The 26,062-nt window shown below is 43.2% G+C and carries 20 protein-coding genes, 1 other RNA gene and 1 pseudogene; 11 read left to right on the forward strand and 11 right to left on the reverse strand.

Annotation, left to right across the window (positions count from 1 at the left end; all coding sequences use genetic code 11):
- Positions 1-4 precede the first annotated feature (4 nt).
- Both PSYC_RS07520 and PSYC_RS07525 read right to left on the reverse strand, forming a co-directional pair.
- On the reverse strand, positions 5-466 hold the full coding sequence (locus PSYC_RS07520) for an acetone carboxylase subunit gamma (RefSeq protein ID WP_011280718.1): 462 nt from the start codon (positions 464-466) through the stop codon (positions 5-7).
- Positions 467-511: 45 nt separating this feature from the next.
- Complete coding sequence (locus tag PSYC_RS07525) at positions 512-2,593, reverse strand: hydantoinase/oxoprolinase family protein (RefSeq protein ID WP_201500630.1); 2,082 nt, start codon at positions 2,591-2,593, stop codon at positions 512-514.
- A gap of 191 nt (positions 2,594-2,784) precedes the next feature.
- On the opposite strand from PSYC_RS07525, the gene PSYC_RS07530 reads away from it, so the two are divergent.
- Positions 2,785-3,096, forward strand: a complete 312-nt coding sequence (locus PSYC_RS07530; protein ID WP_011279828.1) for a transposase — start codon at positions 2,785-2,787, stop codon at positions 3,094-3,096.
- Positions 3,096-3,968, forward strand: a complete 873-nt coding sequence (locus tag PSYC_RS07535; protein WP_227500367.1) for an IS3 family transposase — start codon at positions 3,096-3,098, stop codon at positions 3,966-3,968. Before PSYC_RS07530 ends, PSYC_RS07535 begins: the two co-directional genes overlap by 1 nt.
- A gap of 157 nt (positions 3,969-4,125) precedes the next feature.
- Here the strand turns inward: PSYC_RS07535 and PSYC_RS11580 are convergent, their stop codons facing one another.
- From PSYC_RS11580 to prmB, 5 genes are all read right to left on the reverse strand, one after another.
- Positions 4,126-4,263: a hypothetical protein gene (locus tag PSYC_RS11580; RefSeq protein WP_187147093.1), complete on the reverse strand. Its 138-nt coding sequence runs from the start codon at positions 4,261-4,263 to the stop codon at positions 4,126-4,128.
- A gap of 83 nt (positions 4,264-4,346) precedes the next feature.
- Positions 4,347-4,705: a transfer-messenger RNA gene (gene ssrA / locus PSYC_RS11435) on the reverse strand.
- A gap of 85 nt (positions 4,706-4,790) precedes the next feature.
- Complete coding sequence (locus PSYC_RS07540; protein ID WP_011280720.1) at positions 4,791-5,462, reverse strand: alpha/beta hydrolase; 672 nt, start codon at positions 5,460-5,462, stop codon at positions 4,791-4,793.
- A 202-nt stretch (positions 5,463-5,664) separates the two neighbouring features.
- The gene (gene aroC / locus PSYC_RS07545) at positions 5,665-6,768 is read right to left on the reverse strand and encodes a chorismate synthase (protein WP_011280721.1); all 1,104 of its coding nucleotides are present in this window, start codon (positions 6,766-6,768) and stop codon (positions 5,665-5,667) included.
- A gap of 192 nt (positions 6,769-6,960) precedes the next feature.
- Entirely contained in the window at positions 6,961-8,136 is a 1,176-nt protein-coding gene (gene prmB, locus PSYC_RS07550) for a 50S ribosomal protein L3 N(5)-glutamine methyltransferase (protein WP_011280722.1), read from the reverse strand.
- A 369-nt stretch (positions 8,137-8,505) separates the two neighbouring features.
- On the opposite strand from prmB, the gene PSYC_RS07555 reads away from it, so the two are divergent.
- The 3 genes from PSYC_RS07555 to PSYC_RS07565 all read left to right on the forward strand — a co-directional run bounded on the left by PSYC_RS07555 (position 8,506) and on the right by PSYC_RS07565 (position 11,420).
- Positions 8,506-9,927: a L,D-transpeptidase family protein gene (locus PSYC_RS07555; protein WP_011280723.1), complete on the forward strand. Its 1,422-nt coding sequence runs from the start codon at positions 8,506-8,508 to the stop codon at positions 9,925-9,927.
- Between the two features lie 147 nt (positions 9,928-10,074).
- Positions 10,075-10,593, forward strand: coding sequence for a helix-turn-helix domain-containing protein (locus tag PSYC_RS07560; RefSeq protein ID WP_011280724.1), 519 nt, complete (start codon positions 10,075-10,077; stop codon positions 10,591-10,593).
- Complete coding sequence (locus PSYC_RS07565; RefSeq protein ID WP_264622177.1) at positions 10,581-11,420, forward strand: IS3 family transposase; 840 nt, start codon at positions 10,581-10,583, stop codon at positions 11,418-11,420. Before PSYC_RS07560 ends, PSYC_RS07565 begins: the two co-directional genes overlap by 13 nt.
- A gap of 130 nt (positions 11,421-11,550) precedes the next feature.
- On the opposite strand, the gene PSYC_RS07570 is transcribed toward PSYC_RS07565, so the two are convergent.
- Positions 11,551-11,763 carry a hypothetical protein gene (locus tag PSYC_RS07570; RefSeq protein WP_041757721.1) on the reverse strand — a complete coding sequence of 71 codons (213 nt, stop codon included), beginning with the start codon at positions 11,761-11,763 and terminating at the stop codon, positions 11,551-11,553.
- Positions 11,764-12,194: 431 nt separating this feature from the next.
- On the opposite strand from PSYC_RS07570, the gene alaS reads away from it, so the two are divergent.
- The 4 genes and pseudogenes from alaS to PSYC_RS07590 all read left to right on the forward strand — a co-directional run bounded on the left by alaS (position 12,195) and on the right by PSYC_RS07590 (position 17,731).
- Positions 12,195-14,867 (forward strand): alanine--tRNA ligase, encoded by a 2,673-nt coding sequence (alaS, locus tag PSYC_RS07575; RefSeq protein ID WP_011280726.1) that lies wholly within the window; start codon positions 12,195-12,197, stop codon positions 14,865-14,867.
- A gap of 468 nt (positions 14,868-15,335) precedes the next feature.
- Positions 15,336-16,622 (forward strand): aspartate kinase, encoded by a 1,287-nt coding sequence (locus tag PSYC_RS07580; protein WP_011280727.1) that lies wholly within the window; start codon positions 15,336-15,338, stop codon positions 16,620-16,622.
- A 403-nt stretch (positions 16,623-17,025) separates the two neighbouring features.
- A pseudogene (csrA, locus tag PSYC_RS07585) lies at positions 17,026-17,193 on the forward strand (carbon storage regulator CsrA); the annotation flags it as partial.
- A gap of 163 nt (positions 17,194-17,356) precedes the next feature.
- Positions 17,357-17,731, forward strand: coding sequence for a HopJ type III effector protein (locus PSYC_RS07590; protein WP_011280729.1), 375 nt, complete (start codon positions 17,357-17,359; stop codon positions 17,729-17,731).
- Between the two features lie 119 nt (positions 17,732-17,850).
- Here PSYC_RS07590 and PSYC_RS07595 read toward each other — a convergent pair whose 3' ends face one another.
- Together PSYC_RS07595 and PSYC_RS07600 are read right to left on the reverse strand one after the other, a co-directional pair.
- Positions 17,851-18,162 (reverse strand): YeaC family protein, encoded by a 312-nt coding sequence (locus tag PSYC_RS07595; RefSeq protein ID WP_011280730.1) that lies wholly within the window; start codon positions 18,160-18,162, stop codon positions 17,851-17,853.
- 55 nt (positions 18,163-18,217) lie between these two features.
- Entirely contained in the window at positions 18,218-19,222 is a 1,005-nt protein-coding gene (locus PSYC_RS07600) for an NAD(+) kinase (protein WP_227500318.1), read from the reverse strand.
- 260 nt (positions 19,223-19,482) lie between these two features.
- On the opposite strand from PSYC_RS07600, the gene PSYC_RS07605 reads away from it, so the two are divergent.
- Positions 19,483-20,205, forward strand: a complete 723-nt coding sequence (locus PSYC_RS07605) for a Bax inhibitor-1/YccA family protein (RefSeq protein ID WP_011280732.1) — start codon at positions 19,483-19,485, stop codon at positions 20,203-20,205.
- 90 nt (positions 20,206-20,295) lie between these two features.
- Here PSYC_RS07605 and PSYC_RS07610 read toward each other — a convergent pair whose 3' ends face one another.
- Complete coding sequence (locus tag PSYC_RS07610; protein ID WP_011280733.1) at positions 20,296-23,148, reverse strand: heavy metal translocating P-type ATPase; 2,853 nt, start codon at positions 23,146-23,148, stop codon at positions 20,296-20,298.
- A gap of 359 nt (positions 23,149-23,507) precedes the next feature.
- On the opposite strand from PSYC_RS07610, the gene mrcB reads away from it, so the two are divergent.
- Positions 23,508-25,991, forward strand: coding sequence for a penicillin-binding protein 1B (gene mrcB, locus PSYC_RS07615; protein WP_011280734.1), 2,484 nt, complete (start codon positions 23,508-23,510; stop codon positions 25,989-25,991).
- Positions 25,992-26,062 lie beyond the last annotated feature (71 nt).

Genomic DNA, 26,062 nt, shown 5'->3' on the forward strand with positions numbered 1-26,062 from the left:
CCCTTTATTTTTCCTGCAGTTGTTTTGGTGCACGGTGATGACCATGACTATGACGCTGACGTGCTTCACTCAAATCTACTTGTGCGTTCTCTCCTGGACCATAATTGATAACGTCTTCAGGGTTTTCACCGAACTCTTCCCAGCGACGACGTAAATCATCTATATCCCAAAGCATATCAATAGTTGGTGGATGACCTGGTGGCAAATACTCGGTTTCGATTTGTGTGCCACAACCAGGGCAATAGTACTCGTAGATACGGCAATAACTTGGATCAGGTGAGAATGTAAATTTGTAGCGTTTCGGGTCAATAACTGGGGGATGGATTTCTTCCGGATTACGATCATATATTAAAGTACCTTCTTTATAGGTACCTCGAGCATCGCCGAAATCATGTTCGCATACACGACATACCCACCGTTCAGATTCTAGATCGATTAGCAAATACTCTGTCATTGGAACTCTCATTGAACTTCTCCTTGTATTAAAATTATTTCCTGATTTGCTATTAAGCTAAGCATCATCTCTAAGCATAAGGTCACCTGCATCTGTAACCACAAAACTCCAGCCATCAGTGACATTAGCCGTGAAGAATGGACCTTCTACAATTGCAGGGCCTTGCGCAGATGAATTTGCCTCTTGTTCATCAAGAACATACACAGGAATGTCGTCTTCACCAATACCTTCTCTCAATACTTTGCGATTACCAGAGGCTTTTGCTGCTACAGTACTGTTACTATCAGATGGTGTGGCTTTGAGATTTGGATGCTCTAATTTATGACATGCTTCTAGTACTAGGATGAGTCTTTGGTCATCAGTATGGTCACTATTATCTTCTAACGTTAGACGCTCATGTTCGCTACCGTCTGCATTCTCTACAATAGTATTCCAAGTAACTTCGCACTCATCTTTCAGCGAATACCCTTCTTGGTACATATGGCGTTCGGCCTGTTCAAGCATTTTTTCTTTAATTTTTTCAATTTTATCTGCACTCAGACCCGTAATGTGCTCTTCAAACACTTGAGAGACATCTGAAAAACTAAGACCATACGCCGAGAATACAGCAGCGAGTTTGGGAATGATAACGCGTTTGATGCCTGCTTTACGCGCTGATTGACACGCACTCATAGGGCCCCCACCCCCAAAAGCTGCAAGTACGGTGTCGCCACCGTCACCTACGCGATCTTTAAGACTTGCTGCCATCTTTGTTGCAAAAGCTTCTTGCATCAGGAACAAAGATTCTTCGACACTGATTCCTAGAGGATCAGCAACATTGGTTTTAATTACCTGACATGAGCGTTCTGGATCAAGATTCAACTCACCATTTAAATAAGTTTCAGGATTTAAGATACCTAATAGTAGATTTACGTCGGTGATTGTTGCTTCTTTACCACCAAAACCAAAGCACGCAGGACCAGGCGCTGCACCCACACTTTCGGGACCAACCATGACTTCTCCATCTTTCGCCCGTATAATAGAACTGCCACCAATACCGTAGGAGCGAACATCACTGAGCTCGAAAGAAATCTCAACACCCTCTACCCGACCTCTACGATCAGAGACAATACTCAAATTATCAACTACTCCAATATCACTGGTCGTACCACCAACATCAATCATCAAAACACGATTGAAACCATATGCTTCTGCAAGTGCTCTAGTACCTTCTAAACCACCACGTGGACCAGAAGAATAGGTTTTTAGGGCAACCGATTTAGCAACGCGAGAAGAAGCCCCATCATTACGATAAATTAACAATGGGTTTTTGACTTTATGAGCTCTTAGTCTATTTTCAGCGGAGTATAAGAAATGTTCTAGGGTAGGATGGAGAAAGGTGTTGATAATGGCTGACCAAATTCTTCTTTCACGTAAAAGGTCTTTAGTGAACTCCCAAGAAAATAAGACAGGTACTGAGCCTAGTAAGTGACGTGGGAAACGTAACAAGAAGAAATGTTTGTATTTTTTTTCCTTTTCTTTATCACCAATAGCAATAACGAGTCGTTCAGCACCAGCATTGGTGAGATCATTAATCGCATTAACCAGTGCAGTATCCATTTCTTCTTCGTTATCTGTATCCTTTAAAAGCGCAGTACGGTCGCCAACAATACTTTGGAACATATCCGTTTCAGGAGTTGTTTTGTTAAGCCTCTCTACAAGATCGGTTTCGTCTGTTATCAAACCCACCTTAGGGCCTTTATGTTCTACTAATGCGTTAGTTCCTTGAGTTGATGAGTAGCGAATTAAAGAACTGTTTTGCAGCAGAGTAACAAAACTATCCTCTCCGTATATAACTTCAGAAGCTTTTTTGATGCCTTCAAAAAAGCATTCTGAGAGATCAAGAGGGGTTGTTAATGTTTTGGTATAATATACCTCGTCTTTGCCAACTACACAGATATCTGTGAGTGTGCCCCCGTTATCGATATTTACAAGCATTATATTTTCACTCCCTTGATGTTTGTTATATGGTCGATTACGTCCTTCTAATCCACCAATCAAGTCCTTAAATAGCAAAATATTTACAGATAAATTAAGAACAACTTGAGCATAACAAAATGTATGAAGTAATAAACTACACACAGGGGTAATAATTTTCAATAAAACAGGTAGTAATTGGGGTGGTATAGATAAATAACTCTAAAATAGATATTTGTGAACCGCCCCGGTATTGTCGGAGACTCAACATTCTGAGAGAGTACGACAATACCGGGGCGGTTCACTTATTGTAGTGGCATAATAAAACTGGACAGCGCATAAGAGGTTTATATTAACCCAAAGAGGAAAACCGTATGAGCCAAAAACGCAACCAATATACTCGAGAATTCAAGCTAGAAGCCATAAGCTTAGTGATTGATCACAACCGTAGCATAACTGACGTGGCAAGCTCACTTGGCATTGGCAAATCCACCTTGCAGAAATGGCTGAGTCAATACCGTCAAGAAATGAGTGGCCAAGCACCTAAAGTCGGCAATGCTTTAACGGATGAACAGCGAGAGCTCCAAGAACTGCGTAAAGAGAATAAGCGCTTGAGGATGGAGCGCGACATCTTAAAAAAGGCTTCCGCTCTGCTGGCGTTGGACAATCTAAACGACTATCGCTAATAAACCAGCTGGCAGAGCAGGATAAACGGGTGAGCAAAAACCAACTATTCAAGCTGTTTGGCATGAATAAGAGCAGCTATTACTATGGCAAAAATCCCAAATCCATCAGCCTTGTCTTAATTAGGATCAAAGCTTTAATTCGCCAAATATTTAAGCAATCAAACGGCTCGGCAGGGGCTCGAACGATTCGTGCCATCTTAAACAATGAGCATGGCATCACCCTTAGCCGATATAAAGTAGCAAAGCTTATGGCAAAACTGGGACTCAAAAGCTGTCAGATAAAGCGACATCACTACAGACAAGCTGATGAAAAACATAGCATTTATGACAATATATTAGATCGAAACTTTAGCCCAGAAGCACCCAATCAGGTCTGGACGGGGGATGTGACGTATATTCGCATCAAAGGCGGTTGGTGTTATCTTGCCGTCGTTTTAGACCTGTACGCCCGTCGTTTGGTGGGCTTTGCCATATCAAGCTCACCGGATAGTAAGCTTACCGTCAAAGCGCTACAAATGGCATATCACAGCAGAATGAAACCCAGTGGCGTGTTGTTTCATTCAGATCAGGGCAGCCATTATAGCTCCCAGGCGTTTGCAAAAGCAGTAGCCGATTGCAGTGGTATGACGCATAGTATGAGCCGAAAGGGCAACTGTTGGGACAACGCTCCGACTGAGCGCTTCTTTAGAAGCTTTAAAACCGAATGGATGCCAAAAAATGGCTATGAAAATATGACTGAGGCTAAAACTGCTATTGTCGATTATATCTGGGGCTATTATCAAACCATAAGACCGCATGCGTTTAACGATTATTTATCACCAGCAGAGAAAGAGAAACGTTATTTTAACCAAACCTCTTATCAGCTGTCCTAAATTAGTTGACCACTACACTCCTTATAAGTTAATGAGAATCTTTCTTCTCATACAGTTACGGAGTCCCATTCAGTCTTACGATTAGCCTTAGATGAAGCAATAAAAAAAGAGCTGAATATTCAGCTCCTTCTTATGCCGCATATCTGGCTTGATGGTTTTAGCTCACAACTGTCACGCTTTTCCGTAACCCTTGCTCAATACTGGTCACGTTATGAGTCGCTAACCCATTCTGATAGTTTCCCTGCTGACTACTACTGACGTCATCCGTCTCAACTGGATAGAATTCTTCGACCACATCACCTATATAAACCTCAATACCTGAAAAACGCCCAAAATAAAGGGCTAACAGTCTATGACGGTCAGCCCTTTATCGTTGTTTGGTGGAGATGGCGGGAGTTGAACCCGCGTCCGCCAGCATTACGCTCATGAATCTACATGTTTAGTTTCTGTCTTTGGTTTTAGTCCGCACCGATCCGACAGTCAGGATGGATAGGATGATTCTCTACTTTTAAACCCAAGCAATTGAGACAATCACTTGTGGCGCTTCTACATGCGGACGCTTCAACTTAGTTGACCAACTGTAGATGATCAGCAACCAAGTAAACAGGGTTTAAGCTGCTAGAGCGTAATTTTCGTCGTTTGCGACTATAACAATATATGTTTGATTAACGAGAGGACATATACTCTCGACATGCATCATTGAGTTTCATCACCAGCGTCGAAGCCAGAACATCCCCAATAAGGTCGATGATTATATAGCACTTATACGGCTGCTTGCAACCTATTAGAGCTCTGTATTACATTAAGTTACAGCTTAATCATCTAAATCAGTACGTTCTTTAGCCATTTACCAATATTTTGAATCTGTGGCATACATACCTGATGTGCCATCGGATAGGTATGATACGCGATATTATAGCCTTTCTCTGATAATAACTGTTTTGCTTGCTCGCCTAATATAACCGGAACGACTGGGTCATGCGTACCATGCTCAATCAAAATTGGCATGTCTGTGTTGACAGCGCTATAGCGAACGCTGTCATTGGTTGCAAAGTAGGTAGAAAGCGCCATCAAGCCAGCCAAGCGCTCTGGATAACCAAGTGCCACATGATACGCCACTGCCCCGCCCTGCGAAAATCCTGCAATAACGATATGCTCAGGTAATACGCCACGCTCTACTTCACGAGTAATCAAATCCTGTATTTGCTGCGCAGACTCTTCGATCTGAGTCACATCAACTTTACGCTCAAGACTCATCTCTAAGATGTCATACCATGCTGGCATCACCATACCACCATTAATGGTCACTGGACGATTGGGTGCATGCGGAAAGATAAAACGTACTGCCATGTCATCAGCTAAGCCGAGCTGCGGTACCACAGGCTCAAAGTCATGCCCACTCGCACCCAATCCATGAAGCCAAATTACGGCTTTATCTATCTGTTTTTGTGATGGGTTATGCTCAACGATGACCGCATCTAAATAATGACTCATAATTTTTAGCTTCCTTTAACTAATAAATAAAACTGATACTTAAGCCAGACTTGTCTGTTTAATCAAGCCAACCATACAATATTTAAATGAGGCTGGATAAACGGACTCAATAACATCTTAAGCGTGCATAAAAAACCCTCTAACGTATCTAATAGACTAACAATAGATGCGATAAAGGGCAGATAACTTTACAACAGATAATCTAAGTAATGGAAGCTAGCGGTTGCTCTACATCGGCATTTTGACCACGATGGCGCAGATAATGGTCCAGTAATACAATGGCTAGCATGGCTTCAGCTATAGGTGTGGCACGTACGCCAACGCAAGGGTCATGGCGACCTTTGGTCAGCATATCGACCGACTCTCCTTGAGTATTGATGCTTTTGCCAGCAGTGGTAATACTAGACGTTGGTTTGAGCGCAATACTGACACGAATATCCTGCCCTGATGAAATACCACCTAAGATGCCGCCAGCGTGATTGGCCGTAAAACCATCTGGTGTCATTTCATCACGTGAGCTATGTCCAAACTGTCCAGCCACTGCCATACCATCACCAATCTCAACGCCTTTGACGGCATTGATACTCATCATGGCATGGGCAATATCCGCATCTAGACGGTCAAATACTGGCTCACCAAGTCCAACCGGTACACCACTGGCAATAACTTCAAGCCGTGCACCACAACTGGTGCCTTCACGGCGCAAGTTGTCTATCAAGCTCTCAAAGCGACTAACAGCTTCTTTATCTGCACAGAAGAACGGATTGCTATTAACAAAATCCCAATCAATTTTGCTCGGCTCTGCTACATTACTATACTCATTACCGATTTGGGTCACGTGACCACGGATTTGCACACCTAAGCGATCTTGCAAGTATTTTTTGGCAATAGCACCAGCGGCGACACGCATAGCCGTCTCACGCGCCGATGAACGACCACCGCCGCGATAATCGCGAAAGCCATACTTCATACTGTAGGTATAATCAGCATGACCAGGGCGAAAGGTATCTTTGATTTCACTATAGTCTTTAGATTTTTGATTGGTATTACGAATCAAAAGACCGATAGAGGTACCCGTCGTTTTACCTTCAAAAACGCCAGAGATAATCTCGACTTCATCAGATTCGCGGCGCTGGGTTGAATATTTAGAGGTACCCGGCTTTCTGCGATCCAAATCTATTTGTAAATCGGCTTCGGATAAGGCTAAACCTGGTGGCACGCCATCGACGATTGCCATAAGACCTGCACCATGCGATTCACCACAGGTGGTGACGGTAAAGAGCTGTCCAATACTATTGCCTGCCATATTTATCCTTAAACAAATGAAGTCGATTTTTGATTATATAGTTGAAATACTTTAAAGTCGCTACCGTATTGCTGGTGTAAATTTTTTGCAGCCTCTGTCTGCGTAGGCACAGCAAGCAAGAAAAATTTGCACCAGTAGTACGTGTTGTATCGATATTACTTTTCACCGACTATAGTGTAAATCTCGATGGGTCTATTGATTGCTATCTAACAGCTGTACATAAGTGGCAAACAGCTGACGGTAATTCATAAGCTCATCATAAGTCATCGCGAAGATACCATGACCGCCGTGAGCAAACCTTAGCCAATCAAACTGAATCTCAGGATAAGCTTGCTTTAACGCCCACTCGCTATCACCTACTTCACAAACCAGCAAACCTTCAGGGCTAAGGTAATCTGGCGCTTCAAAAAGAATGCGATGTACCAAATCCAGCCCATCTTGACCAGCGGCTAGCGCATGCTCAGGCTCATATAAAAACTCAGGCGGCAAGTCTGCCATGATGGCAGCATCGACATACGGAGGATTGGTAACAATCAGCTCATATTGATGTTCAGCAGGAATCTTAGCAAATAAGTCAGATTCAATGACATTGACTTGATGACCAAGGTCATGATGATCGACGTTGACCATCGCCACTTCAAGTGCGCCTTTATCAATATCAACGGCATCAACCAAAGCATCGACGAAACGGGTCGCAAGCCCAATAGCGATACAACCCGAACCTGTACATAAATCTAAAATACGCTCAGGCTGTGACAGCTGTTTGATCTCTAAGCCATGGTCAAAAAAAGTGGGCGTTTGGTTATTAACACAGACGCCAAGCGGCTTTGCCAATTCAGTCACATCAAAATACGGATGGAACTGCTGACGAATCAATTCAGCGATGGGTGAGCGAGGAATCAATACGCGCTCATCAACATAAAAAGGCAAATCACAGAAATAAGACAAATTAATCAGATAGCTTAACGGCTTACGCTCAGCGATACGCTCTTCTAATAAACTTAGAACCAGTTGCTTCTCTGATGTGGTCAAGCGGCAATCAAGAATCTGATCGTTGGCTGACCAATCTAAAGACAATGAATGCAATACAATCGCAGACGCTTCTGCAAACTCATCGGTGGTGCCTTGAGCGACAACCACATCATAATTGCGTAATTGCGTCACCGAAAAACGAATAAAGTCGCGGATAGTGACCAGTTGCTCACGTGCCTCTTCAAGCTCAGCACGTAAAGTCGCAAATTCATCGTGCTCACCGACAAGCCCTGTCTCTAAATCGTATTCCATATCACCATTGATACCTTGTGACTCATCATCATTAAAGTATTGATTTTGAAATTCTTCTGCGCTCATTACTTGGTCTTCTGACATATCACACCTTGCTGATTACATGCTCACTGACTACATGCGGATGGGTTAAATCGCTTTCAATAAATAGCCGACTTATTAAATAAAAATCTCGTTCCACATTATAGACGGAAACAAGATGATGCGCCAATGACTGTGTTTTTTACTTCAACAAAATGTACATCAGTATTCAGAAGTAAGTAGCGCATGGCTTTAACAGAGCTGTTTAAAAAAGTGATTTAACATAGCTATATACCACTATCTTAAAACTAATAACTTATTGTGATAACTGCCAATTGAATGGAAAAATACTGCCCTAAACTGACTCAACTCTTGCTTAACTGTAGTAAGTACGTCAACCGTTGACGTTTGGCAAGTCTTAAACGAAAAAATATGTATCAAAAGTTTGCGAAGCATCCAAATTATGCGCATAATAGCCTCATTAGTAGCCACCACAAGTATGCCAATATGATGAAAATAAAACCTCTTATTACCGCTATATCTATCGCTGTTGTTAGTATAAGTGCTATTGCTGCACCTGCTGATAGTACTCGCACCTTGCCCGTACGGTCGGCTGACTCACTTCCTAGTATTGCTAAGAAAGTCAGCCTTAATGTACAAGAAAATCGCAGTAGCTCAGTCAACTCTAGTGCGACCGTGAAGCTAAATGCTAATAAAGCCAAACCAGCTGACCGTATGACCCAGCTGATTGATGCCAAGCAAGACGCTGAAGTGAAGGCATCGGTCACAGTCAGTGCTGACAATATGACCGTAGAGGAATTGACTCGTAAGGATGAGCAATCAGACAGTGACGATATTAGCGAAGGTCAAGCGGTCTCAGCACCTAGCTCTGCCACGGCTGATAGCGCAGCTGATACTTCTATCAAAAGTATCACCAATGTTGATGGTAAAAAACATACCACGCTAAATTTGTCTAATTATGCCAAACAAGTAAACGGTGCCACATGGACACCGAATATGAAAGTTAACTCAGCAATGACCATCAAAATGCAGGCGTTGCTCGATTGGAATCATGCGTCTCCGGGTGCGATCGATGGCGGCTGGGGCATGAACAGTAAAAAAGCGCTCATCAACTTCCAAACCATGCAAGGCTTGCCAGCAAACGGTAAGATGGATCAAAAAACATGGAATGCGCTGAATAAAAACATTACAGCCAATAAGCCAGTTTTAGTGACGTATACCATCACTGAAGATGATGTGAATACCAACTTTGCCACCATGCCTACAGGCTCAGAAGCCAAGTCAAAAATGAAAGGCTTGTATTATCAAGACATCAAAGAGATGTTTGGTGAGCGTTTCCATATGGATGTGCGTTATTTAGACAAGTTGAATAAAAACAAGCAATATAAAGTGGGTGAAACTATCACTGTGTTAAATACGCGTGCTCCACTTAAGCAGCGCATTAACCGTGTGGTTGCCAATAAAGCCGATAAAACCCTTTATGCTTATAATGATGACAAGCTAGTTGCAACCTATCCTACAACCGTCGGTAGTGACAGCACGCCATCACCACAGGGCACCTTTAAGATTGTCAATAAAGTAAAAATGCCATGGTATAAAGCGACCGTCGGTGAAGGCACGGATAAAAAAGTACATATGTTGCCACCAGGACCAAATAGTCCAGTAGGTGTCGTATGGATGGGCTTATCTAAACCTTCTTATGGACTACATGGCTCACCTAAGCCTGAAGGTATCAGTCGCCAAGCATCAGCCGGCTGCGTACGTTTGACCAACTGGGATGTATTAGAGGTTTATGCCAATATCGAAAATGGCGCAACCGTTGAGCTAAAATAGTTCAACTTATGTTTAACTATTTTAAAGTCGCTACCGTATTGCTGGTGTATCGATATTACTTTTCACCGACTATAGTACTCAATAAAAAAAGACCTTGATCATCTGAACTGACCCCCATAAGTTGGACACAACTTATGGGGTATTTTTATGCGTTACAATCTAGACTTTAAGATCAAAATCATCGCATACTACAAGCAAGGACATACCGGACTTGCTACAGGTGAAAAGTTTGCAGTAAACCCCCAATTTGTACGCAAATGGGTAAAGCAATACCAAAGCGGTGGTATAGAAGCGATCAGACCTAAAACCAGTAAAGCTGTCTACAGTGCTGACTTTAAACACCAAGTACTAACGACCCTGTTAAAGCAAGGTTTAAGTCAACCTGAGACGGCACTAAAGTTCAACATCAGCGCACCCGCTCTTATCAGCCATTGGCATAAAGCGTATCGACAGTATGGTATGTCTGGACTCACTCCCAAACGACAAGGTAGAGGCGCCATGACCAAGCCCGTGATCACAAACAAACCAGATGACGACAAAACACCTGCTGAATTAAAGCGTGAACTGGCATACCTGCGTGCAGAGAACGCCTACCTAAAAAAGCTCGATGCCTTGCTCAGGGAAAGGGAACAAGCGGCGACAAAGCAAGGCTCATCGAAGGATTAAGACAGCAACATCTTTTATCCAACTTACTAAAAGTAGCAGACATGCCGAAAAGCAGTTTCTACTACCATAGAACCATGCTAGGGGATAAAGATAAATACGCTGACTTAAAACAGCGTATCACGGCGCTATACCACAAGCATAAAGGCAGATATGGCTATCGCAGAATGACTGTCGCATTAAAGCATTTAGGTGTCCATCATAATCATAAGCTTATTGCCAAGCTCATGAAACAGTTGACACTCAGTGCAAAGATAAGAAGACAAAAGTACCGCTCCTATAAAGGACAGCAGGGTAAAATAGCAAAGAATTATTTAAAGCGTCGGTTTAAAGCAAGCAAACCACATAAGCGGTGGCTCACTGATATTACTGAGTTTAAGGTAGGTGACCATAAGTTATATTTATCGCCAATACTCGATTGTTATAACAATGAGATAGTCAGTTATACGCTCTCAAGAAGGCCAACCTATGATTTGGTAAGCCAAATGCTTGATAAGGCGTTGGACAAGACTGGAAAACATCGTCATAAGACATTAATGCTACATTCTGATCAGGGATGGCATTATCAAATGAAGCCGTTTAGGGAGATGCTTAAAAAGCATCAGATAAAACAGAGTATGAGCAGGAAAGGCAACTGCTTGGATAATGCGTTAATGGAGGGGTTCTTCGGTACGCTAAAGTGTGAGACTATCTATATTGAGAAGCCTAAAACGATTGAAGCTTTAGAGAGACAGATTCATGAGTATATTCATTACTACAATCATGAACGTATTCAGCTTAAACTAAAAGGACTGAGTCCTGTACAGTACAGAACTCAGTCTTTGAAATAAACGTAAACCGTCCAAGATTTGGGGGTCAGTTCACATCGCATCAAGGTCTTTTTTATTGCATTCCAAAATTTTCAACGTAAAAAACATAAAGTAATCATTTAGACAATACCGTGAGCTTTTTTATCGCAAGTTAGGCTTTGTAACTCTCTTCATTACCCGTAATGCTACCAATTTTTTTGGTGAAAAATAACGCCGCAGGAATAGAAACAAAAAAACCGATGGCAACTGCTATTTGGATATGTGGGATTTCATTAAACCCTGTGAGCAATGCTGCAATCATAAAGATACCGATGATGACCGTTGATGCCATCGAATAGATCACAGAGAAGAGTGGCCAATTCATGATTTACTCCTTACTATTTTTGTGGATATAACTACTTTATACACCAAATCCATACTAACAGTAAGTCTTTTATTATTTAGATTTAGCTTATTCATCGTAAGTGGTTGCTATTATAGAAGCCTTATTTTTAGTGTTGATTTATATGACGCATTTTTATTAACAATAAACTGCCTATATTTAAGAGCTTTCTACCGTTCGCACTGCCTTGAGCTTATTGAAAACAAACTATGATTACCTGCTTATTTATCATCACTATCGAAACATCCAACTGACAAGCTGAATAAAAGCGTCTGGTTTATAATAGAAAATGAGCAGTATTTACTATGTCTTTACTCAGGAATCTTCAACACCCTTGGTACGTTTGTGCTAAAATCGCTTGCAAAATTATTTTACTTATTCTATTAAATGCCATCCGTCAGTAAGGAGCCGCTGTGAGCCAGCCATTTCGCTCAGCCGATATTCGTCAAGCTTTTATCGATTTTTTCATAAGCAAGCAGCATACACCCGTCGCCTCATCGAGTTTGATTCCGCACAATGACCCGACATTGCTATTTACCAATGCCGGTATGAATCAATTTAAAGAAACGTTTTTGGGTATGGAGCCGCGTGACTATACTCGTGCGGTAACCTCTCAAAAGTGCGTACGTGCTGGCGGCAAGCATAATGATTTGGATAATGTCGGCTATACCGCACGCCATCATACTTTTTTTGAAATGCTTGGTAACTTCTCTTTCGGCGATTACTTTAAGCAAGCAGGTATTGGCTATATTTGGGAGTTTTTGACCTCGGACGAATGGCTTGCGATTGATAAAAATCGCTTATATGTGACCATTTACGAAACCGATGATGAAGCTTTTGATATTTGGCATAAAGATATCGGCATACCAAGCGAGCGTATCATCCGTATTGGTGATAATAAAGGCGCACCTTACGCCTCAGATAACTTTTGGACGATGGGTGATACGGGTCCTTGCGGCCCTTGTACCGAAGTCTTTTATGACCATGGCGCAGATATCGAAGGCGGTCTACCGGGCACGCCTGAAGAAGATGGCGACCGTTATATTGAGATTTGGAACTGCGTGTTTATGCAGTTCAACCGTCAAAAAGACGGTACTATGCTGCCGCTACCAGCACCAAGTGTTGATACCGGCATGGGACTTGAGCGTATCAGCGCCATCATGCAAGGCGTTCATGGTAACTACGAGATAGATTTGTTTGTCCATCTTATGGATGCTGCCGCTGAGATTTTAGAGATTGAGAATCAGCAACAGTCGTCATTAAAGGTCATTGCTGATCATATCCGTGCGGTTTCGTTTTTGATTGCTGACGGCGTTACGCCAAGTAATGAAGGTCGTGGTTATGTACTGCGCCGCGTTATTCGCCGTGCAGTACGTCATGGTAATAAGCTTGGCGCAGACAGTGATTTCTTTTATAAAATGGTTGCGCCCTTGGTCGCTGAGATGGGCATCGCCTACCCTGAGCTAAAAGACAAACAAAGCGTCATCGAAAACACCATTCAAAAAGAAGAAGCGCAGTTCGCTAAAACCTTAGCACAAGGTTTACGTTTACTTGCCAGCGAGCTTGAAGGCTTGCAAGATGGTGATACTCTCTCTGGTGAAGCTGCCTTTAAGCTTTATGATACTTACGGCTTTCCTGTTGACTTGACCGCTGATATCACCCGTGAGCGCGGTATTGTGATTGATGAAGCTGAGTTTGATGAACATATGCAAGCACAGCGTGAACGTGCGCGTGATGCGGGCAAATTTGACGTTGATTATAGTAGTGTCATTCAAGTAGAGAACCCAACGACCTTTATCGGTTATGAACAGCTCGAACAAGAAGGCGTTGCGATCGATGCCCTTTATCAAGATGGCAATCCAGCAGACAGCTTAACTGAAGGTATGGAAGGCGTTGTTGTGCTCGACCGTACGCCGTTTTATGCTGAAGGTGGTGGTCAAGTTGGTGAGCTGGGTGAAATCCGTACCGCGACCGGCGTCTTTGACGTTCAAGATACCAAAAAATCTGGGCAAGCCATTATCCATTATGGCGTTGTCACTATGGGTGAGATTAAAACTAAACAAACAGCGGATGCGCAAGTGCTCTCTAGTATCCGTGCTGCCAGTGCCAAAAATCACTCTGCCACGCATCTATTACATGCTGCACTAAGAGAAGTATTGGGTGATGCGGTCACACAAAAAGGCTCACTGGTCTCAAGCGAAGTCTTACGTTTTGATTTCTCATACGACAAGCCTGTTAGTCCCGCTGAAATCATGCGTATCGAACGTTTGGTCAATGAGCAAATCCAAGCCAATACCCCTACCCGTATTGAGAATATGCCTATCGATGAGGCTATAAAGCAAGGTGCTATGGCGCTGTTCGGTGAAAAATATGGTAATGACGTTCGCGTGCTTACCATGGGCACAGACAGTATCGTAGATGGTCAGCGCATGCCGTTCTCTATCGAGCTATGTGGCGGTCTACATGTACAGCGTACCGGCGATATTGGGGTGTTAAAAATTACTAGCGAATCAGGCATTGCTGCTGGTATTCGCCGTATTGAAGCCGTCACAGCTATGAACGCGATTAAAAATATTCAGCAAAGCGAGCAACAGCTCAGCGAGCTTGCGAGTCAGCTAAAAGTGAAACGCCCAGAGGTCGCACAGCGCGTGCGTACTATGGCGGATAAGCAGCGTGATTTAGAGAAGCAGCTAGAGCGTTTAGAGCAAAAAATCGCCAGTGCCCAAGCAGCCAACTTGCTTGATGAAGTGCAAACCATCGCAGGTATACCATTGCTTATCAGTACACTAAGCGGCGTTGATGGTAAATCAATCCGTACACTGATGGACGATATAAAATCCAAACTACCGGATAGTGTGATTGTATTGATTGGCGATAAAGATGAGCAGTTGGCATTAGCCGCAAACGTCGCCAAATCAGTGACTGATCGCATAAAAGCCGGCGACATCATTCGTTATTTGGCAGGCGAGCTTGGCGGTAAAGGTGGCGGTAAACCTGACTATGCACAGGGCGGCGCACCAAAGTCTAATAATAGCGCTGCTGTTATCGCGGCCTTACCTGCTTGGGTTGCAGCCCAGCTTAGCTAAACATTAAGCTGAGTACAATACTATAGTTGAAATACTTTAAAGTCGCTACCGTATTGCTGGTGTAAATTTTTTGCAGCCTCTGTCTGCGTAGGCACAGCAAGCAAGAAAAATTTGCACCAGTAGTACCTGTTGTATCGATATTACTTTTCACCGACTATACCTTATCGTATATAAAATACGTGATTGGTTATAACGGTTATAACCAATCGCCATGTATCTAATGTCTACTGATACTTAAAGTTACGACGCTAATATGATATAAAGTACCACGCTTAGACTTATTTCAGCATACGAAGTCTATTGGCACAATAAGACAGTAAACCATCAAAAAGTAAAACAAAGGGCGCAGTTCTTATAATCCGGCTTTATCGTTATTAAAATTAATCTAGCACAGAATTTATACAGTGCCATGACGGATTGATGTCTCTAAATAACAGATAACCATTGGTGAATAATAGGTAGATTTTTATGGCGTTAATAGTACAAAAATACGGCGGCACCTCGATGGGCAGTATCGACCGCATCAAAAACGTCGCCAAACGAGTCAAACGCTGGCATGACAACGGTCATCAAGTGGTCGTTGTTGTGTCTGCCATGAGCGGTGAAACCAACCGTTTGATTGATTTAGCACGCCAAATCAGCAGCCAGCCTGACCCTCGCGAATATGACCAAATGGTTTCAACGGGTGAGCAAGTTTCTATATCTTTGCTTGCCATGGCGATTAAAGAGTTAGGTATCGGCGCACGTTCATTTACCGGTCGTCAAGTGGCCATTAAAACCGATAACGCCCACAATAAAGCGCGTATCGAAAGTATCGATGACAAAAACATCCGTCAGCAGCTAGATGCAGGCAACATCGTTATCGTCGCAGGTTTCCAAGGTATCGATGAAGAAGGCAATGCGACGACCTTAGGTCGTGGCGGCTCCGATACGACAGGTGTAGCGATTGCCGCGGCTTTAGGCGCTGACGAATGCCAAATCTATACCGATGTCGATGGCGTCTATACCACTGACCCTCGCGTCACCTCAAAAGCCAAAAAACTTGAAAAGATTACCTTTGAAGAAATGCTTGAGATGGCAAGTCTTGGCTCTAAGATTTTACAGATTCGCTCAGTAGAATTCGCTGGCAAATACGGCGTACCGCTGCGCGTATTATCTAGCTTTGATGAAAACAACGATGGTAGCTTTGACCAAGACTTTCAAGACAATGTCGGCACCCTAATTACGATAGACGAAGGAGATAATATGGAACAGGCAATCATTTCAGGTATCGCTTTTAATCGAGACGAAGCAAAAATCGTCGTACGTGGTGTACCTGATCACCCTGGTATCGCCTCTGCTATCCTCAGCCCTATTGGCCGCGCGAATATCGAAATTGACATGATAGTGCAAAACCTATCAACCAACGGCATGACCGATTTTACCTTTACCGTCAATCGTACTGACATGGAAAAAACCATGAAAGTACTAGAAAACGAAGTCAAAGATGAAATCGGTGCCAAAGAGATATTGGCCAATGATGAAGTCGTTAAAGTCTCATTAGTCGGCGTCGGTATGCGCTCTCACGCGGGTGTTGCTAGCCTCATGTTTCAAACCCTTGCCGAAAACAACATCAATATTCAAATGATATCAACCAGTGAAATCAAGGTATCTGTTCTTATCCAAGAGCAGTATCTAGAAAAAGCCGTGAGATCTCTCCATACCGCCTTTGGACTAGATCGTGAAGACGGTGAAAGCAAAGTCGCTGGTTTATAAAAATGGGCTTATAAAAACTTTGCTAGAGCCTTATAAAAATAGCAGACTTTAATGTTTGTTAAGTAAACTGCGATTTATCATTTTTAATAGCGCTTCCTTAAATAGGGTCTTAATAGACCCTATTTTCTTTTTTTATTATTGCTGAGGTTATTATAAAACCAATAGTTTTGTGAAAACCCGTGACAGTATCTGTTATGCCCCCTATAATGAGAGTTTCATTTGGGCTAAATGAATTTATCTATCATTATCGCTATTAGCATCCTATTTTTAGTAAGATTTATAAAATAATGTTTATGACATTTACTTTATAACAGCTGCCTATTTTGTGCAGCGATAATGTCCTGTAATTGAGACGCAATCTGATGAGTAATAATCTGTTGATGCGACATAAGGAGTGTGACGCATGTTAATTTTGACACGCCGCGTGGGCGAAACGCTAATGATTGGCGACGAGGTCAGTGTGACTGTCCTAGGTGTAAAAGGCAATCAAGTACGTATCGGCGTTGATGCGCCAAAAGATATTGCCGTACACCGCGAAGAGATTTATCAGCGCATCCAACATGAGCGCACGATACAGTCGCAAATGCAGCATCTTGAGCAAGGTAGCTTTGCGCCTTCATTTGATGACGAAGACTATTTTAATCGCTAAACTTTTAGCTTCATATCTAACTATCATTAAGCTTATATCAAGCATGCCAGTTTTGGCTTTTTAACAGCTTTGAGGTCATTTACTTATGAGTATCCGCCAATCAGACGTATCGGCTCTACTTAATGGTTTGAATAAAAAAGCCATTGAATTCAATGATGTCATCAGCTTTATTGATGATTTTTATCGTTATGCGCCAGCGCCTTTTGTTAATGGTATGGCACATAATGCTGCTGGTGAAAACGAAGGCAGCGCAAAGATCTTTGGTTTTGCGAAACACCATCGCTTAAATCAATTAGATACCTTAAAATTGTTTGGTGAGCATTACCAAAAGGTCCAAGCAACCCCTAAAGGGGTTGACCATCCTAATATTCGCAATTTTTTACATTGGGGCTGGCAAGCGTTTTTGATGGAAAAAAATCCATTAACACTGCGCCCTAGTGTCGATACCAGTACACTGTAACGATGTAATATTGATACATAAAAAAGCCACGCTATGGTGTGAACTGACCCCCATAAGTTGGACACAACTTATGGGGTATTTTTATGCTTAATTTTTTATCAATGAATTTAGGCATCAGTCTATTTATCGCGAAACTTCACGGGCTGTACCGCGCCTTTTGGATTTGGCATATTGGGATAGTGATGTTCATGTTCGACATCACATTCAGCGCCAACGACAGAACCATCTTCTCTGATCGGCTTATGAATATAGCCTGTCCGCTCAGCAGGCGCCAGATGCTCATGCTCCCATACCATCACTGCTTGCATACAGGTCTCGCGTTGCTCCGCCGTTAGCTTACGACCGTCTTGCCATTTGCCAAGCTCAATCGCCATACGAAACTTATCGACCACTTCAGGTGTTAGGCTTGCTAATATCGTTTGTTTATCCATTGTGCCTACTCTCCACTACTATTTTTTATATCACATTTTTGTCTAACAAAGACGCTTATTCATCGTCCATAATATCATCATCAACATCGAGACTGAATTCCTCAGCATGTACATTCCAGTGCAACTTCGTCCGGCATGCTTCATAAAAATCAAACCCTGGTGGATGTAGCAAAGTTAACTTGTCAGGATGTTTACGAATATACAGACGCTGCTCTTGATCAAGTGGTGTGCTTGGTTTACCGTCAGCGCTGACCATCGGCTGAGTGCGGTTATCCTCGTGGATACGGATACAAATCTCGCTGGTGCCACTAACTACAATAGGGCGACTAGACAGCGTATGCGGGTGCATAGGCACCAAACATATCGCATCCATGCTTGGATGGATGATAGGACCACCGCCAGAGAGCGCATAAGCCGTCGAGCCCGTCGGTGTCGCCACAATGAGACCATCACTGTGCTGCCGATAGACATCATGTCCATCGATTTTCATCTGAAAATCAATCATATGGACAGATTTACCAGCGTGCAACACCACATCATTGAGCGCCATGTCTTCATGAATAATCTTACGACCTTCACGAATCTCCATCGTCAACAAAAACCTGTGGTCTAACTGATAATTGCCCATCAATACTTGGCGTAGCTTGAAGGCAGCTTCATCAGGTTTAACATCAGCTAAAAACCCAAGGCGACCACGGTTGACGCCCAATACAGGGACACGATAGCGTGCCAGTGCTTCGGCAGCATGAAGTATAGAGCCATCACCGCCAACCACGATAACCAAATCACAAATCTCGCCAATAAGGCTACGCTTGACGATTTTCACTCTTTCAATCTCAGTGAGATTTAAGGTTGGCAAGTTAGCAGTTTGTACATCCATAATCAACGTGAGATTCATATCGTTAATTATCTGGGCAATCTGCCCAATACTTTGGGTCACGCTACGCGTTCTGGCACGACCCATCAAGCCAATACGGCGAAAGGCTGGATTTTTGATAGCGTGGAATAGCTCTGACTCATGTAGGTGCGGCAATCTTGCGGACTGCGCTGAGTTTTCCATAAAACGACTCGGCATAACGGTAAATTACAGAGTAATGATAACGAGAAATAGGCGATTAGACTAGCATGTTTATCAATTATCGTTGTTAACTGTCGTAATTGACCCCATATAAAAATCAACATACGCTGTTTTAGGCGTATCTGTTTAACTACTCAATAACCCTCTAGTTAAGGCTGTCACGCAATCACAGTTGACAATAAGAGCGGTTTTGCTAAAGTAGCTGACATCTATATTATTGATATTTTATTGAGGACAACTTTATGGCCAATCCTATTGTCAGTCGCGCAGAGCTTGCCGTCGGCGGTGCGCCGATGACGGTGAAGGGCGTGATTCAAAAGACCAGTTTATTGCTTGGGCTATCAGCTATTACTGGTATTGGATTTTTCTTTTATGCGTTGATGGCAGGTTTATCGCAAGGTTTTATCACGATGGCTGCCTTTGGTAGTATGTTTGCTGCTTTTGGCTTGGCGATTTTTATTACCTTTAAACCACAGAAAGCCAAGACGTTTGCCGTCCCTTATGCACTTTTAGAAGGTATATTCTTGGGTGGCATCTCGCTGTTTTTCATGAGAATGTACCCTAGCGTGCCAGTGACTGCAATGTGTGCAACGTTCGTGACAGCAGCGGTTATGTTAGGTCTATATCGTTCAGGTCTGGTAAAGGTCACTGAAAAATTCCGCTCAATTGTTACTTCAGCGTTGATTGCTATCATGCTGGTTTATGTGGCGCAGTGGGTACTGTCTTTAGCCTTTGGTTCAAGCTTACCTTTCTTATTTGAAGGTGGCGCTATCGCTATTGGTTTTAGCTTATTTGTGATTGTTATCGCCTCTTTTACTCTGCTATTGGACTTTGATAACATTGATCGCGGTGTTGCGATGGGCGTTTCTGAAGACTATGAATGGTTATTTAGTATTGGTATTCTTGCAACGCTCGTGTGGATGTACATCGAGTTTATGCGTCTACTAAGCTACTTACAAGATTAATCTCACCACTATCTAGCAGTCATTTAAATAAAGAAACCGTCTTTCATAAAGGCGGTTTTTTTATGGGCAAAGATTAAAGGCTTATTTAAATTAAGCTCGTTTTAGACGTAAGGCGTTTAGTACCACAAACAGTGAGCTTAATGACATACCAATCGCAGCCAGCCAAGGCGGTACATAACCCAAAGCCGCTGGTATCAAGATACTACCGTTATAAATAAGTGCCCAACGCAAGTTTTGCTTGATAATACGTTTCGTTTTATCAGCAATACGTTTTGCAGCAATAATAGCTTCGATTTGTCCGTTTAAGATAATGCTATCGCTAGATACTTGCGCTAAATCTGCTGCACCAGCAATCGAGGTTGAAACGTCTGCCGCTGCTAATACCGGCGCATCATTGATACCATCACCAACCATCAATACCACTGCACCTTGAGCTTGCAACTGCTGAATATGATTAACCTTGTCCATTGGCGACAGACCGTTATAGGCCGACTGCATTCCCAAATTCTCAGCCATCACCAAGGCTTGCGGACTTGGGTCACCTGTGAGCATGACAGGCTCGATACTTAGTGCTTTAAGGCTATCGAGCATAGACTGAGCGCTATCACGTACCTTGTCATTAAAGTAAAAACATGCCAGTGCTTGCCACGTTATTGATTCATCCTTTTGACAAGACAAAACTACCGCTGAGCTGGCGCGCGCACCAACCAAATCAATGACCAAATCATTACTTATATTATCACTATTCGTTTTATCTAAAGCAAAATCTACATGACCAATGCGATATAACACGCCATCAATCATTGCTTCAACGCCACCTGCTGGATAATGTTGTAAAGCTTGTGTAGCAGGCAGATGCAGCTGATAGGCAGCGGTTAATAGGGCATGAGCAATCGGATGGCGACTGCCCACCTCTAATGCCGCCGCAATGGCTAATACATCGTCTCTTTGCTCGTGTGCCTCTGTGATGTCAGCCGTATCTATAAGCAGCTCAATATTTAGTAAATTGGGTTTCCCATAGGTCAACGTTCCTGTTTTATCAAAGGCCACATGGGTTATCTCTGCAAGCGTTTGCAGCGTATGCCCACGAGTGGTTAAAAACCCATAACTTGCCAATCGATTAGTCGATACAGTGAGCGCAATTGGTGTTGCCAAAGACAACGCACAAGGACATGTCGCGACCAATACTGCAACTGTTGCCCAAATCGCTTGGCTTGGGTCAACGATATACCAGCTAATAAACACTAAAACAGACAGTACTAAAATGCGAGCAACAAACCAACGTGCCAGCTTATCTGCTTGCTGTGCCAGTTTTGGTTTCTCACTCATTGCCCGATTCATCAACCTGTCAATCAGACCAATTTGGCTGTCCTCTGGCAACGCTGTGACCAGCATCTCAAACGGTTGGCTGTCATTTTGCGCGCCGCCGACGATATAATCGCCCTGAGTCTTACTGATTAAATCGCCTTCACCCGTTAGTAAACTTTGCGACACGGTTGCGGTTGGACTTAGCAAGATACCATCACTGATAATCTCAGAACCTGCCTCAACCATGATGATATCACCCACTTGCAAGCTATGAGCAGTCACCATCTGCTTTTCTTTTGCCTCATCATTTGTATTTGAGACAGCTAACAGCTGATTGCGAGTCTGCTGCCATTCTTTAGCAATACGTGATGTCAGCTGATAGACCTCGGCATCCATGCTTTGCATAAAATTAGGCATAGTACTTTTGACGCTTTGGTTATTTATTTCACTAGTTGCTAGCTGACTCTCCTGATTGGCAACATCTTTATCTTCTTCATCCAAATCTGAATGAACAAATGCTGTTTTTGGGCTACTATTTTGCTCTAATAGCTGCAAAATACTTTCAGCTGCCTTTTTATCTTTAGCAATTTTCTGTACCAATACCGGCTCGACCACCACCAAGTCATTTGCCATGGTTGCCGCTTTTAGGCGCGCATTGTGCTCAATATAACGCCCTGCCAGCAAGAAGAAAATAAACATACTGACCGAGTCATAATACGTCTCCCCTTGCCCAGTAATGGTGGCATAAAGACTGGCAAAAAATGTGATAATCAAGGCAATACTAACGGGCACATCCATATTGACTTGGCGGGCACGAATCGCTGACCATGCTGAAGTAAAAAACGGAACACCGGCATAAAAGAATACCGGCGTGCTGACAAATAACGACACCCAACGCAAAAAATCGCGCTGAAATATCAGCATATCGCTATATTCACCAAAATAAATCGCCACCGCATACATCATCGCTTGCATCGAGCCGAGTGCAGCAATACCAAGCCGGATCAGCATCTGGTTGTTATGACGAGCCAACATCGCTTCGTGGGTATCTTGCCGATAAGGCTTGGCTTCATAACCGATTTCATTGATCACCGCAAGAATACGGCTAATCGGTAGCTTGCTCTCATCCCATATCACGCGCATACGCTGATTGGTTAAATTGACCTGACATCTATCAATACCATCCAACTCATCGAGACGCGATTCAATCAGCCAAGTACAAGCGGCGCAGCGCAAATTATTGACCGATAACTCTGCCACCGACATACCGTCTTGAGCATAGACAAACTGTGACTTTATTTCATCATGGTCATAAGCCTCAAGGCGAGTCATTTGCGTTGGTAAGCTTGCCGTCCGGTTAATCTCTGAACGGTCAAGGTAATATTGCTCAAGTCCCGCTTCAACAATGCTTTGTGAAGCCAACTGACAGCCCATACAGCACATCTCACGCGATTTTCCCAAGATATCGCTATGAAACGGCGGCTGCGGCACTGGATCGCCACAATGAAAACAGTGACCGGCAAGTGGCAGTACTAAACCTTCAGTTATAGAGTTGTCATGATAATAAGCATTGGTACTTGATGACCTTGGTAATGTCGGTGATGTTGGCGGCATAGGAGATGGAATACTGGACATAATCGCACTTATTTCCTTTAGAGAAAACGTTAACCTAATTGCTTTACGTTAATGCTCTCTTCTGATCTACTCGATAGCGATAAATACCGCTATTTTAAATGGCTATTGTATTATGCTATGTGGCACTGTTCATTATTCTTATTTAAAAAATATAGCGCTACAGTGATAAAAAGCGGCTAATACTATTAGTATCATTACCAACGTATTCATATAGATTATACTATAAGCTGAGACTCTCAGTAGTATAACTCCTTAACGCTGAGAGCGAATGAATGCCTGTGTTGATGATGATAGATTGAAAAATTTGTCAATTTGCGTCATTATGAGGCAGTTTTTTATCCCAAAATGGTGTGTCATCAGTGCAAAAATCTCATTCTAAGCAACCACAGTCCTCTAAGCCTGCTATCAATACGCTACCTTCCCAGCAGCGCGGCATGGTGTTTAGTAGTATTTTATTAATTATTGTCATCGCTGGCATGGTGCTATTGGCACTGTATTTGGTCAAACTTGATCGTACTATTACCCACAAGTTTGAGGGTAAACGCTGGGATATTCCTGCCAAAGTTTATTCGCAGCCGCTTGAATTGTATAAAGGCGCCAATATCGATAAAGACACTATGAAGACGTGGTTTGAGTTGCTCAATTATCAAAGCGATAAAGCCTATGATCGCACCGGCACTTATCATAAATCGGGTAACACCTATTTTATTCATACACGTGGTTTTACTTATAGCGCCAACGATATAGACCAAGAACAAGTCATCAAAATGACCATTGCTGGTAATAAAATTGAGTCGGTACAAAGCACCATACCGGCGAAAACAGGCATTATTCGTCTTGAGCCGGTCAATATCGGCGGTATTTACCCTGATAGCAATGAAGACCGCATGGTTGTCTCGTTAGATCAAGTACCGCAGCCGCTTATTGATGCGCTGATAGCGACAGAAGATCGTGGTTTTTATGAGCATAAAGGGGTATCGATACGCGGTATCGCCCGTGCGGTCATCAATAACTTCTCTGGCGGTTCGCGCCAAGGTGGCTCGACCATCACCCAGCAGCTGATCAAAAACTTTTATCTCAATTCCGACCGTACGATGAAGCGCAAAGCCAATGAAGCCTTGATGGCTGTACTACTTGAGCTGCATTATAGTAAAGATGAGATTTTGCAGGCCTATCTCAACGAGATTTATTTGGGTCAAAACGGCAAACGCTCTATTAATGGTTTTGGGTTGGCATCACAGTTTTATTTTGATAAGCCGCTCAATGAGCTGCGCCTAGATCAGCAAGCACTGCTTGTCGGTATGGCAAAAGGACCGAGCGTTTATAACCCGCGTCGTCATCCAAACGATTCAAAAGCACGCCGTGATGTGGTGCTTAGTAATATGTTGGCTGTTGGCACGCTCAGTCAAGAAGACTATGATACAGCATTAAAAAACTCACTTGGGGTGGTTGATAAGCCTGTTGAAGGCAAAAGCCAATTCCCTGATTTTTTAGACATCGTCAAACGCGAATTAAATAAAGTTTATTACTCTGATGACCTCAAAAACGAAGGTCTGATTATCATCAGTACCATGGACCCTATTGCCCAGTTGGCAGCGGACAAAGCAGTTGAGAGAAAACTTGGCGAGCTACGCCGTAGTGGCAGTAAAACCAAGGACTTACAAGGGGCTCTAGTCAGTGCTAACCCTGAAACTGGTGAGCTGGTTTCTGTCGTGGGTAGCGGTAGCGAATTTACTGGCTTTAACCGTGCGGTCGATGCCAAACGCCAAGTAGGTTCATTATTGAAGCCGATTATTTATATGACCGCTCTCGAAAGTGGTCGCTATAATTTAGCAAGTTCGGTTGATGATTCTCCCATTACGGTCAGTCTAAGTGACGGTACCGAGTGGAATCCTAAAAACTATGACAATCGTGACCATGGCTACATCCCCTTTACCACGGCGCTATCGCAGTCTTATAACCATAGCGCTGTACGCTTAGGGATGGAGTTTGGGGTCGACACCTTTGCTAAACAATTAAAACGCATGGGTGTTAAAGAAAAAGTACCACCTTATCCTTCAGCATTATTGGGCTCAGTCAACCTAAGCCCAATGGATATGCTTGGGGTCTATCAAGTTTTTGCGACGGGCGGTTTCCGTACCCCTATCCACAGTATCCGTAGTGTGATTGATGATCGCGGTAGTATCCTACAGCGTACGGGATTAAATACTCAGCGCAGCATTCCGCCTGAGACCAACTTTTTGATTAACTATGCTTTACAAGACGTCGTTAAAAACGGTACGGCTAGACGCGTACAATCGCTTGGTAGCAATCTAAACCTTGCCGGCAAAACAGGTACTACCAATGATTACCGTGATGCGTGGTTTGCCGGTTATAGTGGCAACTATGTCAGTGTGGTTTGGGTTGGACGTGATGACAATAAACCTATTGGGCTTAGTGGCGGTAGCGGCGCTTTACCAGTTTGGGTCGATTATATGAATCGTCTAAAATTGACACCTGTTGCGCTGCCTGAGCCAGAAGGTATTGAATGGCTGTGGTTAGAGAACAACTCAGGTAAGCTGTCAAATGAGCGCTGTGCCAGCGCACGCTACTTGCCTGTAATGTCAGCATATTTACCACAAGAAGCCAGCAGCTGTGCTATCGGCTTATATCAACAAGAACGTATGCGTGAGCAAATGCAGTGGCAAAATCAGCAAGGCAATATCAATAAGCAACGTCGCCATGAAGGATTAGACATTCCAAATGGTGAAGCCATTAATAATGACAGCAATGATGCCGAGCAAGATGGGGATACATCCAATCGTGCAGATACTTGGTACGACCGTGCCGTTGAATGGTTTTAGTTAAATGCTTCTATTTCAGTCGTAATAGCTGAATGTTTGACTTTACATGTTAGTAGCTGAACGATTTTAAG

It is taken from the genome of Psychrobacter arcticus 273-4 (genome assembly GCF_000012305.1).
In the GTDB taxonomy this organism is placed as follows: Bacteria; Pseudomonadota; Gammaproteobacteria; order Pseudomonadales; family Moraxellaceae; genus Psychrobacter; species Psychrobacter arcticus.

What these genes read in the sequence shown, in the direction of transcription:
- PSYC_RS07530 (WP_011279828.1), top strand. Translation starts at nt 2,785, where the DNA reads ATGAGCCAAAAACGCAACCAATATACTCGAGAATTCAAGCTAGAAGCC.
- PSYC_RS07590 (WP_011280729.1), top strand. Translation starts at nt 17,357, where the DNA reads ATGAGTATCCGCCAATCAGACGTATCGGCTCTACTTAATGGTTTGAAT.
- PSYC_RS07570 (WP_041757721.1), bottom strand. Translation starts at nt 11,763, where the DNA reads ATGAATTGGCCACTCTTCTCTGTGATCTATTCGATGGCATCAACGGTC.
- PSYC_RS07610 (WP_011280733.1), bottom strand. Translation starts at nt 23,148, where the DNA reads ATGTCCAGTATTCCATCTCCTATGCCGCCAACATCACCGACATTACCA.
- PSYC_RS07600 (WP_227500318.1), bottom strand. Translation starts at nt 19,222, where the DNA reads ATGGAAAACTCAGCGCAGTCCGCAAGATTGCCGCACCTACATGAGTCA.
- PSYC_RS07595 (WP_011280730.1), bottom strand. Translation starts at nt 18,162, where the DNA reads ATGGATAAACAAACGATATTAGCAAGCCTAACACCTGAAGTGGTCGAT.
- PSYC_RS07580 (WP_011280727.1), top strand. Translation starts at nt 15,336, where the DNA reads ATGGCGTTAATAGTACAAAAATACGGCGGCACCTCGATGGGCAGTATC.
- aroC (WP_011280721.1), bottom strand. Translation starts at nt 6,768, where the DNA reads ATGGCAGGCAATAGTATTGGACAGCTCTTTACCGTCACCACCTGTGGT.
- prmB (WP_011280722.1), bottom strand. Translation starts at nt 8,136, where the DNA reads ATGTCAGAAGACCAAGTAATGAGCGCAGAAGAATTTCAAAATCAATAC.
- PSYC_RS07605 (WP_011280732.1), top strand. Translation starts at nt 19,483, where the DNA reads ATGGCCAATCCTATTGTCAGTCGCGCAGAGCTTGCCGTCGGCGGTGCG.
- PSYC_RS07560 (WP_011280724.1), top strand. Translation starts at nt 10,075, where the DNA reads ATGCGTTACAATCTAGACTTTAAGATCAAAATCATCGCATACTACAAG.
- PSYC_RS07540 (WP_011280720.1), bottom strand. Translation starts at nt 5,462, where the DNA reads ATGAGTCATTATTTAGATGCGGTCATCGTTGAGCATAACCCATCACAA.
- PSYC_RS07520 (WP_011280718.1), bottom strand. Translation starts at nt 466, where the DNA reads ATGAGAGTTCCAATGACAGAGTATTTGCTAATCGATCTAGAATCTGAA.
- PSYC_RS07555 (WP_011280723.1), top strand. Translation starts at nt 8,506, where the DNA reads ATGTATCAAAAGTTTGCGAAGCATCCAAATTATGCGCATAATAGCCTC.